A 12,308-nucleotide genomic window follows, 5' to 3' on the forward strand; every position below is an offset into this window, starting at 1 on the left:
CCCGGCTGGTGCTACGGCGCGCGCAGGCAAGCGATCTTGAAGCGCTGCACCGGGTTTTTGGCGAGCCCCGCGCGATGCGCTATTGGTCACGCCCGGCGCATGAAAACCTTGCGCAAACCGAGGCCACGCTTGCCGCCATGCAGCGCGCCGAGGCGTCAGATGAGTTCGTGGTCGAACACGACGGCGCGGTCATCGGCAAGGTTGGCGCATGGAGGCTGCCCGAGATCGGCTTCATCCTGCACCCTGACCATTGGGGCAAGGGCCTTGCGCGCGAGGCGCTTTCTGCGGTTATCGACCATCTTTTTGCCTGCCATCCGATTGCCGCACTTACTGCCGACGCAGACCCGCGTAATGCGCGCTGCCTGCATCTGCTTGGCGCCCTAGGCTTTTCCGAGACCCACCGGGAAGAGCGCACCGTGCAATGGGGCGATGAATGGTGCGACTCTGTATGGCTGGCGCTACCACGCGCGGTCTGGAAAAGCCGCAGCGCGTAACGCGAGGTCAGAGTGCTGCGAAATCGGCTTTTTGCCGCGCGGTCCAGCGCAACAAGAATGTGCTGCCTGCTTCGTCCTGACGTTCTTCGACCACCACCCCGGCATTGTGCAGCCAAGCCCGGCGGCGGCCATCGGCATGGGTCAGGGTCAGTGTTTCCTCGCTGGTGGCCGCGCCGATTTGTGCCTCGATTGCGGCCAGTAGCGCGGGCAGGCCATCGCCCGTCAGCGCCGAAACCGCCTGCACATCGCCGCGCCGTGCGTCTTGCACCAAAAGCGCGTCGCGCGTTTCGGGGCGCAAGCTGTCAATCTTGTTCCAGACTTCGATCAGCGCCACGTCGTCATCGACCCCGAGCGTTTCGAGAATCTCGCCCACGTCGGCGGCCTGTTCTTCGGTTTCAGGGTGCGAGATGTCGCGCACATGCAGAATCAGATCGGCCTCGAGCACCTCTTCCAGCGTTGCGCGGAAGGCGGCAACCAACTCATGCGGCAGATCCGAAATGAACCCCACCGTATCCGACAAGATCACCTTCTGCCCCGAAGGCAGCACAAGCCCGCGCATGGTCGGATCAAGCGTGGCGAACAGCATGTCTTTTGCCATCACCTCGGCACCGGTCAGACGGTTGAACAGCGTTGACTTGCCCGCGTTGGTATAGCCCACCAGCGCAATCAGCGGAAACGGCACACGGCGACGCGCGGCGCGGTGCAGTTCGCGCGTTTTCACCACCTTTTCCAACTGGCGCTTGATGCGGATGATCTGGTCGTCAATGGCGCGCCGGTCGGTCTCGATCTGGGTTTCGCCGGGTCCACCGACAAAGCCGAAGCCGCCGCGCTGGCGTTCAAGGTGAGTCCATGCCCGCACCAGACGGGTGCGCTGATAGCTCAGCGCCGCCAGTTCGACCTGCATCACACCTTCACGCGTGCGCGCGCGGTCGGCAAAGATTTCAAGGATCAGCCCTGTGCGATCCAACAGCTTGACGTTCCACGCCTTTTCCAGATTGCGTTGCTGCACGGGGCTGACTGCGCCATCGACCAGCACAAGGTCAACCTCGGCCGCGGCCAACCGCGCCTTCAACTCGGCAAGCTTGCCCGAGCCGAACAGCATCCCCGGTGCAGGCTTGCCCAGTCGGACGACTTCAGCGCCGACCACCTCGATCTGCGGCAAGGCATGCGCAAGCGCCACCGCTTCGGCCAGCCCATGCTCGGGCAATCGCCGGGCGGCGCGCGCATCCTTGCGGTCGATATGCAGCACCCAAGCACGAGAGGGTGCGGCTTTCGATGTGTGAAGTTCGCTCAGTCTTCGCCCTCATAGAGGCTAATCGGTGCCCCCGGCATAATGGTGGAAATTGCGTGTTTGTAGACCAGTTGGCTCTGCCCGTCGCGACGCAGCAACACGCAGAAGTTGTCGAACCAGGTAATCACGCCCTGAAGTTTGACGCCATTGATCAGAAAGATCGTGACCGGAACCTTTGTCTTGCGGACATGGTTCAGGAAGGCGTCTTGCAGATTTTGTTTATCGGCAGCCATTGTCTTGAGCCTTTGTTTTTGTTTTGCGCCCTACGGTTCAACCTTCCCGAGGCCTGAGCGCAAAGTATGCGAAAGACCGGGCGAGATTCTACCCCCATTTTGTTCGCGCCTCTGCGCTGTCACGCCAAAGCCTCAGCGACGCCAGAACTCGGGGTTGAAAAGCGCGATCAGCGCCAATGTTTCAAGCCGCCCCAGCACCATCGCCGCCACAAGCACCAGCTTGGCCGCGCTGCCAAGATTGGCCCAGGCCTCGCCGCCCGGCCCGGAAAACGCCGCCAGCGGCCCGGTGTTGGAAAGCGCAGAGATCGACAGCATCGTGGCGGGCTCGAAGCTTAACCCGGCCGCCGAAAGCGCCATCATCGTTGCCCCGATCGACATTGCGAACAGCATGAAGAACACCCAGGCGATATAGGCCCCTTCTCGCCGCAGCCGCCGCGCGCCCATTCCGCCGCCGCCCAGCGACGACGGGTGAACCAAGCGCTGCAGTTCGCGCTCGCCGTGGCGCAACAGCGCGTAGACACGCAGCAACTTGACCCCGCCCGCAGTCGTCGCAACGCCGCCGCCAAAGATCGCAAGCCCGCCAAGCAGCAAGCCCGGCGCATCCAACCCCGACCACGTGCGCGCAGCGATCCAACCCGTGGATTCAAAACCTGTCGTCGTCAGAAAAGACAGCGAGGTGAACACCGCGCCCCAAAGTGCCGCCGCAAGCCTTCTGGCATCGGCGAGAAAGGCGACCTCGTAGGTAACCAGCCAGTGCCGCAAGAAAAGCGAAATGGCGACCGCCGCCACAGCCACGGCGGCAAGCCGAAGCTCGGGATCCTGATCCAGCCGCACTGCGACGCGCAGTTCGCGTGCGCCCGGCCAAAGCCGCCGCGAAAGGGCCAGCAGCAAAAACACGAAAATCAGCATCTCCCCACCGATTCCCGAAGCCGCGGTGGAAAAACTTGGCAAAGACGTGATCCCCGAAGTCGAAAGCGTTGACATCGCATGGATCAGCGCCACCAGCGGCGTATCGCCCGCGATCAGCAAGCCCACCCACAGCGCCAAGGTCAGCCCAAGCCACGCGGGTGCCAATACCTGTGCTGCACGCACGATACGCGCGCGAGAATCGGCAACGGTGTCTGCGGCAGCTCTGGCTCCGGGGTCGCCTGCAAAAAACACCTCGAACCCACCCAATCGCAGCGGCGCCAGCACCGAGATCGCCATCACCAGCACGAAATAGCCACCCATCCACGCCACCATGCCGCGCCAAAGATGCAGGCTTGGGGGCAGATCAGCGGCGGAATAAAGCGTGGCCCCCGTGGTGGTCATTGACGAAACCATTTCCCACCACGCATCGAACAGGCTGGTGCTTGGCAAGGCCTCGGCAAAAGGGACGGCCAGCATCAGGGGCAGAACGGTGAAGGCGGCAAGCATGGTCAGAAGATGCGCGCGCGAGTGGTTTGCAGGCCGCGCGGCGGCGCTGGCCAGCGCCAGAAAGCCTGTAAATATCGCAAACAGCAAAAAGGAATAGGCGAAGGCGCGCGATACGCGGAAATTGCTCAGCGCCAGCGCATGTGAAGCCGGCACAAGCATCGCCGCCGCGCCGATGGCCATCAGCAGCACAAACAGCGGCAGGGCGCGGATGCGGTGCATCAGAAGAAATCTATGGAAACCTGGAGCAGCCGCTCCACCTCGGGCACGTCCTTGGCAAGCGCAAAGAGCGCGATCACGTCACCCTCTTCCACCCGCATGTCGCCCACGGGTTTCAGCACTGCGCCGCGCTTCATCAACGCCCCGACCAACACACCCTCGGGAAACTCGATTTCGCGGATGAACCGCCCCGTCAACGGCGAGGTGGAAAGCACCTGCGCCTCGATCACTTCGGCCTCGGCATCGCCGATTGAATAGATCGCGCGCACCCGCCCGTGCCGGATATGGCGCAGGATCGACGAAACCGTTGTGGCGCGCGGGTTGATATAGGCGTCGATATCAAGCGCAGACAGCAGCGGCACGATGGTCGGATCGTTCACCAAGGTAATCGCCATCGGGCAACCGATCTGCTTGGCGCGCACGGCGACAAGGATGTTGGTTTTGTCATCATCTGTCACCGCCAAAATGGCATCGGCGCGCGCCACTTCGGCCTCGTCAAGCAACTCAAGGCTCAGCCCGTCGCCGTTCAGCACGATCGTGCGGTTCAGCGCGTCCGCAGCCAATTCGGCCCGCGCGCGGCTTACCTCGATCACCTTGGCGCGCACCCTCTCGGTGCGCGATTCCAGCGCCTGCGCCACCGCAAGGCCAACGTTGCCGCCCCCGACGATAACAATACGTTCCTGCTTTTTCGTAGATTTTCCAAAGATATCGAGCGTGCGGTTCACGTCGTCGATATGGCTGAACACATAAATCTGGTCACCCGCAAACAACTGATCACCCGGGTCCGGTGCAAACAGCCGCCCCTTGCGGCGCACCCCAACGACAATCGCCCGCAGGGTCGAGAACAGGTCGGTCAATTGCCTGAGCGAGGTGTTGAGCACCGGGCAATCTTCGCCAAGCGCGATGCCCAGCAACTGCGCCTTGCCGTCCATGAAACTTTCGGTGTCGAAGGTTGATGGCGCAGAAAGCCGCTGCAAGGCCGCCTCGGCCACTTCGCGCTCGGGGCTGATGATCACGTCGATCGGCAAATGGTCACGCCGGTAAAGGTCGGCGTAAAGCGAAGCCATATAGCTTTGCGCGCGCAGCCGCGCGATCTTGCGTGTGATGCCAAAGACCGAATGGGCGACCTGACAGGTGACCATGTTCACTTCGTCAGAATGGGTCGCAGCAATTATCAGGTCGCAATCGCGCGCACCCGCGCGTTCAAGCACATCGGGGTAAGAGGCAAAGCCCACCACCCCTTGCACATCCAGCGTGTCAGTGGCGCGGCGCACAAGCTCGGGGTTCACGTCAACCACCGTCACGTCGTTACGCTCGCCCGAAAGGTGGCGCGCAATCTGCCAGCCAACCTGCCCCGCGCCGCAGATGATAACCTTCATGCTTTCGCTCCGCCTGCGCCCTCGCGTGCACCTTCATAGGCCTGCCCGCCGTGCATGGTCAACTGAACCCAATTGGCGGCCACAACGCCGCCCGCCGATGCGGCATCAATCGACGTCAAGATCGCCTTCATCAAGGTCGTCATCATCGAAATGCGCAACCCGACCACCCGGCTTGGCCGAGGTGACAACGCCCAGCGATTTCAGCTTGCGGTGCAACGCGCTGCGCTCCATCCCGACAAAGGCTGCGGTGCGGCTGATGTTGCCGCCAAAGCGGTTGATCTGGATCAGCAGGTATTCACGCTCGAACAATTCGCGCGCCTCACGCAGCGGCAGCGCCGCCAAGGCGCCCCCCAGCACCACGCGCCCTTCATCGGGAACGCTGGTCTGGCCGGGCAATTCGCGCGCCTCGATCGGGTCGGCCCCCTCGCCCAAAATCAGCACTCGCTCGATGATATTGCGCAATTGGCGAATGTTGCCGGGCCATTCCATGGTTTGCAGCATCGCCGCCGCTTCATCGGAAAGCGGGCGCAGCGTCAGGCCCTGTACGCGGTTGAACATTTCGATGAAGTGCCGCGCCAGCAGCGGAATATCCTCGCGCCGCTCGGCCAGCGCCGGTACCGCAATGGGCACTACGTTCAAGCGGTCGTAAAGCTCTTGCCGAAACCGACCGGCAGCGATTTCGCTTGGCAGATCACGGGTGGTCGAGGAAATAACCCGCAAATCGACGCGCACCTTGTCGGTGCCGCCCGCGCGCGCGAACTGCTGCTCGGTCAGCACCCGCAATATCTTGGATTGCGTGCCAAGCGGCATGTCGCCCACTTCGTCAAAGTAGATCACCCCACCGTGCGCCTGCTCTAGCAACCCCTGCTCTACCCCACGATCGGGCGTCTCGCGCCCAAACAGCACCTCTTCCATGTGATCGGGGGCAATGGATGCCGAAGTCACGGTGATAAACGGTCCGCCAGAGCGCGCAGAATGTGCGTGAATATAGCGTGCCGCCACCTCTTTGCCCGATCCGGGCGCGCCGGTCAGCATCACCCGGCCATTCGACTTGGTTACCTTGTCGAGTTGCTCGCGTAGCTTGCGGAACGCGCCCGATGCGCCAAGCATCTCGGCCGCGTTGGTTTCGCGTTTGCGCAGGCTGTTATTTTCGCGCCGCAGCCGCGAGGTTTCCATCGCACGGCTGACCACCACCAGCAACTGGTCGATATTGAACGGCTTTTCGATAAAATCATAGGCACCTTGCTTGATCGCCGCGACCGCGATTTCGATATTGCCGTGGCCGGAAATGATGACCACCGGCACATCGGGATTGTCGCGTTTAACGCGGGTGAGAATGTCGATCCCGTCCATCCGACTGTCTTTCAGCCAGATGTCGAGGATCATCAGCGCCGGTGGTTCGGCGTTGATCTCGGCCATACATTCATCCGAATTGGCGGCCATGCGCGTCGCAAAGCCTTCGTCGCGCAGGATCTCGGCGATTAGTTCGCGAATGTCACGTTCGTCGTCAACAATCAGAATGTCGGTCATTTCGGTCCTATCGGGGCGTCATGCGCCCTCTCCTTGATCGCTCGGGATGCCTGCGCACGCGCGCGTGGCAGGCGAATTTCGGCCAGCGCGCCTTGATGCGCGCCGGGAACAAAGGCGGGGGCGTCGGTCAGGCTTAGCGTGCCGCCGTGCTCTTCGATGATCTTCTTGACGATGGGCAGGCCAAGGCCGGTACCCTTTGCGCGGGTGGTCACGTAGGGCTCAAACAGCCGCGCACGGTCGGGCGGCAGGCCGGGGCCGTTGTCGGCAATGGTGATGACCACGGCATCGGGTGCCGCGCGCATATCCAGCCGCACTTCCGGCTTCCAGTCTTTGGGCGCGCCGCGTTCTGTCATGCTTTCAATGGCTTCCCCGGCGTTCTTGATAAGATTGGTGAGCGCTTGGGAAATCATTGTCGCATCCAGTTCGACCACTACCGGCACTTCGGGCAGATTGGCCACCAATTCCGCCCCATGCAGCGCATCTTGCTGCAACAGCACTGCGTCACGCACCAGTTTGGCCAGATCATGGTCGCGCCGGTCAGGCTCTGGCATACGCGCAAAGCGCGAAAACTCGTCAACGATCCGGCGCAGATCGTTGGTCTGGCGAATGATCACGCCGGTCAACTGTTCCAAAACGTCGGCATCGTCGCCCTGCACCAGCGGCGTAAACTTGCGCCGTAACCGTTCCGCCGAAAGCTGGATAGGCGTCAGCGGGTTCTTGATTTCATGCGCGATCCGGCGCGCCACATCGCCCCAAGCCGCCAGACGCTGCGCCGAGACCAGCTCTGTCACATCGTCAAAGGCCACCACATAACCTTCTAGCGCGCCTTCGCTGCCGCGCCGCACCGCCATGCGCACCAGCAGGCTTTCCAACCGCCCGCCCCGGCTAAGCCTGACCTCTTCCTGCACCACTTCGGCAAGGCTTTCGCGCAAGCGCGTCAGCAGCGGCGCAAACTCTGGCACGAGTTCGGCCAACGGACGATCATGGTCGGAGCGCGTCTCAAGCGCCAACATCCGCGCCGCTGCGCGGTTGAGGAAATCGACATCGCCCTCGGCATCAAGCCCGACCACCCCCGAGGTGACAGACGAAAGTACCGAATCAAATAACCGCCGCCGCTCTTCCGTCTCGCGGTGGTTTTCAACAAGCGCGGCGCGCTGGCCCTTAAGTTGGCGCGTCATGCGGTTGAACACGCGGCCAAGCAGCGCAATTTCATCGTCGCCCGGCGCTTCGGTCACACGCGCGTCGAAATCGCCCTCACCCACCGCCTCGGCGGCCTCGGCCAGTTGCCCGATCGGGCGCGAGAGGCGTTCGGCAAACCACAGGCCCAGCCAGATCGTTGCCAGAATCAAGATCAGCGCGAAGCCGGTATACACAAGGCCAAACTCAAACAGCAGCCGCCCACGCGTTGCCTCCAGTTGCTGGTAAAGACCAACCGTGGCGCGCGTTTCATCCAGAAGGCTCAGGATTTCGCCATCGACAATGCGCGATATGTAAAGGTATCGGTCTACAAACCCGTCCAAGCGCAGCAGCGCGCGGAACTCGTTGTTGGCCCAGTCTTCAATCAGAACCGGCTCGCCCAGTTGCGCTTCTTCGATCAGCTCGGGGTCGGGTTTTTCGAAATCGAACAAATAGCTGCGATCGCCGCGCGCACGTATTTCGCCCGAACCGTCGATCACGAAAGCCTCGCGCAGACCGCGCTGAATCAGTGGCTGCCCCGCCCCCAGCGCCTCGCGCAGATCGCCCTCGGTGAAAAAGGTGGTCGCGGCGCGGCGGTTGATAAGAAACTGCGCCAAAGCCTCGGCATCGGTTGCAAGATCGCGGCGGTGTTCATCGCGGTAGGCTTCGGCGGCAGCAAGCGAGGTTGAAACCACCTGCCGCACACGGTCCGAAAACCAACCCTCGAGGCCGATGTTGATGGTCAATACGCCAAATACGGCAACCAGCACGGTCGGCCCCAAGGCCACGCCCGCGAAAACCCCCGTCAGACGCAGGTGCAACTTCGAACCCGCCGATCGCGCGCGGCGGGCGGCAACCACGCGCATCAATGCCATCAGCACAAGGCCCGACAGCACCAGCAAGTAGACAAAGTCCGCCAAAAGCACGAGCCGCAGCGATATCGAGCCGCCGCCCTGCTGCAATGGACCCATTGCCAGATAGGTCGTCGCGGCCAAAACAGGGCCAAGCACGGTCAGGCCAAGCGTCGCTGCATTCTGCACGCGCTTTTGGTGCCGCAGACGGCTTAGCCAGTCCCAGGTTGTACGTTCCGTCGCTTCCTGCAAGCGCTGCCCCCCGGCCGTGTAATACGCGAACGATTCCTTTGTGCGGAATTGTCACGCTGGCCTGTTGCAACTTTACATCAGCTTGCGGCGGCGTGTCACCTGAATATCCAGATCCGTGATCTTCTTGCGCAGCGTATTTCGGTTGATGCCCAGCAAATCGGCACAACGCGCCTGATTGCCCCCTGTCGCATCAAGCGCAATCTCTAGCAGAGGCGCTTCGACTTCACGCAATATCCTGTCATAAAGCCCCGGCGCGGGTAAAGCGCCGCCGTGCAGATCGAAGTATCGGCGTAGATGGCGGGCGACCGAGGCTGAAAGCTTTTCGCTTTCGCCTACAGCACCTGCGCGCAGTGGTTCTGCCGAGGGCTGAGCGCCCAACACCGCCTCAACCTCTGTGCGCCCAATCTCGTCTTCAGTTGCGGTAAACACCAGTCGCCGCAGGCTGTTTTCAAGCTGGCGCACGTTGCCGGGCCAGCTATAGGCGCGCACCAGCGCCAAAGCCTCGGGCGAAAGCCTGCGGCGCGGTGCGCCCGAAACTTCGGCGCGCGCCAGAAAGTGGTCTACCAATAGCGGAATATCCTCGACCCGTTCACGCAAGCTCGGCACCGAAAGCGTAACACCGGCAAGGCGGTAATAGAGATCTTGCCGAAACTTCCCGGCATCAAGCGGTGTCGCAAGGTCGCTTTGCGAGGTCGCCATGATGCGAGGGGCGGGATCGGGCAGCGCGTCAAGCATCCGCACCAGCCGCGCCTGCGCCTCATCGTCGAAATCAGAAACCTCGTCGAATACCAAACTGCCGCCGCGCACCCGCGCCAGCAGCGACGAGGGGCCATCGGTGCTTGCAAAATCAGAAGCTTGCGCCACCACGAAGGGCAGCGTGCGGCGGTCGGAAAAATCGTGGATAGCCCGCGCGATCAGCGACTTACCTGTGCCCGACTCGCCGACAATCAGCACAGCGAGGTCAGCGTTCATCACCCGCGCCACCAGCCGGTAAAGCGCCTGCATCGCCGGGGTGCGCCCCACCAACGGCAGATCCGAGGTTTCTTCGGATGCAGCGCCACTGCGGGCGGGCTTGGCACGGGCGCGCCGTTCCAGCGCACGCGCTGCGCGCTTCATCAGATCGGGCAGATCGAAGGGCTTGGGCAAATAGTCATAGGCATCGGCCTCGGCCGCCTTGACCGCGGTCATGATGGTGTTTTGCGCCGAGATCACGATCACCGGCAGGCCGGGCCGCATCGCGCTGATCTTGGGCAGCGCCTCTAGCCCGTTGCCATCGGGCATGACCACATCGGAAATGACCAGATCACCCTTGCCCTCTTCGACCCATCGCAGCAACGTCGTCATGCTCGAGGTTGCGTGAACCCGGCACCCGGCACGGGTCAACGCCTGCGTCAGCACAGTGCGAATGGTGCGATCGTCGTCGGCTACAAGAACGGTGCCGTCCATCACGTATTCTCCAGATGTTTTGGCGCCACCGCCAGCGAGACCCGAAACACGGTGCGTCCAGGTTGTGATTCAACCCCAATCCAGCCACCGTTTTGCGACAGGATTTTCGAAACCAGCGCCAAGCCAAGCCCGGTGCCGTTTTCGCGCCCCGAAACGAAGGGCTCAAAGATTTCCGCGGCGATGGCGGGCGGAATACCGGGGCCGTCGTCAATGACCTCTACCTGCAAGGGCAGCGCCGAACCCGACCCATCGGCACGGCGCAACCGCAAGGAACGGTCATAAAAGCTGCGCAAGCGGATCGTTCCACGCCCGCCCTTGGCAGCTTCTGCGGCGTTCTTGAGCAGGTTCAGGAATACTTGCGTCAACTGGTCGGCATCACCCAATGCCAGCGGCAAAGAGGGGTCATAATCCTCGATCACGCTCATATGCGCGGCAAATCCCACCACGGCCGAGCGGCGCGCGCGGTCAAGCACGTCATGGATGTTGACCGCCTTCAGCTCGGGGGGGCGGACATCGCCGAATTGTTCAACCTGCTCAAGCAGTTTCACCACGCGGCGGGTTTCGGCGACGATCAGATCGGTCAGTTCCAGGTCTTCGCCGCGCAGCCCCATGCTTAGCAGTTGCGCCGCACCTGAAATGCCCGCCAGCGGGTTCTTGATCTCATGCGCCAGCATCTCGGCCATGCCCACCGCCGAACGCGCCGCCGATTTCACCTGCGAGGCGCGCTCTAGCCGGTCGGCCAGTTCGCGCGGGTTGATAAGCAGCAGCACCGTATCGGGGTCTTCGCCCAAGGGCGCCAACTGAAGATTGCACAGCACCGACGCGCGTTCAGAGGTGCCAACAACAACGTCGTTGATAAAAAGCGCCGCGCGCCCTGCGCGAACGCGCGCCAGTATCTCTGCCATCGGCGCGTCGATGGATATCCGCTCGCCCATAGCCGAGCCCTTGAGCGCGCGAGCCGAGATGTTCAGAAACAACTCCGCGGCGGGGTTCACCTCCAACACATGATCGGTGCCGTCGATCAGCAACGCCGGCGAGGGCAAGCTGGCCCAGATGATGCCGGGGGCCGGAAGTTCGCTCATGCCGCCACCCTTTCGCCCGAGGCAAACGCGGCGCGGATCAGGGCAAGCGTTGCCGCTGGGGTATCCGCCAGCATCATCTCTCGACGCATGGGCGCGCAGGCGACCTCGGCATACCAGCCGAGGTGCTTACGCGCGTGGCGGCGGCCAACCTCGACCCCGTAGAAGTCGAGCATCGCCTCGTAATGTTCAGAAATCATGTCAGAAAGTGCCTCGCCTTCAGGCGGTTTCGATGCCGCCCCGTGGCCCAAGGCATGGGCGATTTCGGCCAGCGCCCAAGGCCGCCCGCGCGCGCCACGGCCCACCATCACCGCATCCGCCCCCGACGCCGCAAGCGCCGCACGGGCCGATGCGCTATCGACGATATCGCCATTTGCCACGACCGGCACGGTAACCGCCGCCTTGACCGGGGCAATCGCCGCCCAATCTGCCGCGCCGGTGTAGAACTGCATCCGGGTGCGCCCATGCACGCAGACCATCGCCACACCTGCCGCCTCGGCGCGGCGCGCAATATCGGGCGCGTTCATGCAGCCATCGTCCCAGCCAAGCCGCATTTTCAGCGTGACAGGCACCGAAACCGCCGCCACGACCGCTTCGATCAGCCGCAGCGCATGGTCGGGCACGCGCATCAGCGCCGAGCCGGAAAGCCCGCCGGTCACTTTCTTTGCAGGGCATCCCATGTTGATGTCGATGATCTGCGCGCCCATGTCAGCCACCATCCGCGCCGCTTCGGCCAGGGGTGCCGCCTCGCGCCCCGCGAGTTGCACCGATGTCATGCCATCGCCGATCCCCAGATCGACCCGCGCCTTCGCACGCACCGAGGGCCGCGCGGTCAGCATTTCGCCCGAGGCAACCATTTCGCTAACCACGAGCCCCGCGCCAAACCGTGCTACCAACCTGCGAAACGGCAGATCGGTGATCCCTGCCATCGGTGCCAAAAACACC

The 12,308-nt window shown here is 62.9% G+C and carries 11 protein-coding genes; 1 reads left to right on the forward strand and 10 read right to left on the reverse strand.

What is annotated here, in order from left to right:
• A partial coding sequence (locus ABY403_RS07105) for a GNAT family N-acetyltransferase (RefSeq protein WP_372840063.1) occupies positions 1 to 494 on the forward strand: 494 nt, incomplete at its 5' end.
• Positions 495 to 501: 7 nt separating this feature from the next.
• On the opposite strand, the gene hflX is transcribed toward ABY403_RS07105, so the two are convergent.
• From hflX to dusB, 10 genes are all read right to left on the reverse strand, one after another.
• Positions 502 to 1,788, reverse strand: a complete 1,287-nt coding sequence (hflX, locus tag ABY403_RS07110) for a GTPase HflX (protein ID WP_372840073.1) — start codon at positions 1,786 to 1,788, stop codon at positions 502 to 504.
• Positions 1,785 to 2,018, reverse strand: coding sequence for an RNA chaperone Hfq (hfq, locus tag ABY403_RS07115; RefSeq protein ID WP_068766904.1), 234 nt, complete (start codon positions 2,016 to 2,018; stop codon positions 1,785 to 1,787). Before hfq ends, hflX begins: the two co-directional genes overlap by 4 nt.
• 132 nt (positions 2,019 to 2,150) lie before the next feature.
• Complete coding sequence (locus ABY403_RS07120) at positions 2,151 to 3,653, reverse strand: TrkH family potassium uptake protein (RefSeq protein WP_372840064.1); 1,503 nt, start codon at positions 3,651 to 3,653, stop codon at positions 2,151 to 2,153.
• Positions 3,653 to 5,029: a Trk system potassium transporter TrkA gene (gene trkA / locus ABY403_RS07125; protein ID WP_372840065.1), complete on the reverse strand. Its 1,377-nt coding sequence runs from the start codon at positions 5,027 to 5,029 to the stop codon at positions 3,653 to 3,655. Before trkA ends, ABY403_RS07120 begins: the two co-directional genes overlap by 1 nt.
• Entirely contained in the window at positions 5,026 to 5,148 is a 123-nt protein-coding gene (locus tag ABY403_RS07130; protein ID WP_372840066.1) for a hypothetical protein, read from the reverse strand. Before ABY403_RS07130 ends, trkA begins: the two co-directional genes overlap by 4 nt.
• Entirely contained in the window at positions 5,135 to 6,559 is a 1,425-nt protein-coding gene (locus ABY403_RS07135) for a sigma-54-dependent transcriptional regulator (RefSeq protein WP_372840067.1), read from the reverse strand. Before ABY403_RS07135 ends, ABY403_RS07130 begins: the two co-directional genes overlap by 14 nt.
• The gene (locus ABY403_RS07140) at positions 6,556 to 8,838 is read right to left on the reverse strand and encodes an ATP-binding protein (RefSeq protein WP_372840068.1); all 2,283 of its coding nucleotides are present in this window, start codon (positions 8,836 to 8,838) and stop codon (positions 6,556 to 6,558) included. Before ABY403_RS07140 ends, ABY403_RS07135 begins: the two co-directional genes overlap by 4 nt.
• A gap of 72 nt (positions 8,839 to 8,910) precedes the next feature.
• Positions 8,911 to 10,284, reverse strand: coding sequence for a response regulator (locus ABY403_RS07145; protein ID WP_372840069.1), 1,374 nt, complete (start codon positions 10,282 to 10,284; stop codon positions 8,911 to 8,913).
• Positions 10,284 to 11,366 (reverse strand): nitrogen regulation protein NR(II), encoded by a 1,083-nt coding sequence (locus tag ABY403_RS07150; RefSeq protein ID WP_372840071.1) that lies wholly within the window; start codon positions 11,364 to 11,366, stop codon positions 10,284 to 10,286. The genes ABY403_RS07145 and ABY403_RS07150 overlap by 1 nt, the downstream gene beginning before the upstream one ends.
• Positions 11,363 to 12,307 carry a tRNA dihydrouridine synthase DusB gene (dusB, locus tag ABY403_RS07155; protein WP_372840072.1) on the reverse strand — a complete coding sequence of 315 codons (945 nt, stop codon included), beginning with the start codon at positions 12,305 to 12,307 and terminating at the stop codon, positions 11,363 to 11,365. Before dusB ends, ABY403_RS07150 begins: the two co-directional genes overlap by 4 nt.
• Position 12,308: the final 1 nt, after the last annotated feature.

This window comes from Phaeovulum sp. (assembly GCF_041596715.1).
Lineage (GTDB): Bacteria > Pseudomonadota > Alphaproteobacteria > Rhodobacterales > Rhodobacteraceae > UBA6213.

Bases quoted from the DNA above. Each gene is read 5' to 3' on its own strand.
- hfq (WP_068766904.1), bottom strand. From the start codon at position 2,018: ATGGCTGCCGATAAACAAAATCTGCAAGACGCCTTCCTGAACCATGTC.
- ABY403_RS07120 (WP_372840064.1), bottom strand. From the start codon at position 3,653: ATGCACCGCATCCGCGCCCTGCCGCTGTTTGTGCTGCTGATGGCCATC.
- trkA (WP_372840065.1), bottom strand. From the start codon at position 5,029: ATGAAGGTTATCATCTGCGGCGCGGGGCAGGTTGGCTGGCAGATTGCG.
- ABY403_RS07135 (WP_372840067.1), bottom strand. From the start codon at position 6,559: ATGACCGACATTCTGATTGTTGACGACGAACGTGACATTCGCGAACTA.
- ABY403_RS07145 (WP_372840069.1), bottom strand. From the start codon at position 10,284: ATGGACGGCACCGTTCTTGTAGCCGACGACGATCGCACCATTCGCACT.
- ABY403_RS07150 (WP_372840071.1), bottom strand. From the start codon at position 11,366: ATGAGCGAACTTCCGGCCCCCGGCATCATCTGGGCCAGCTTGCCCTCG.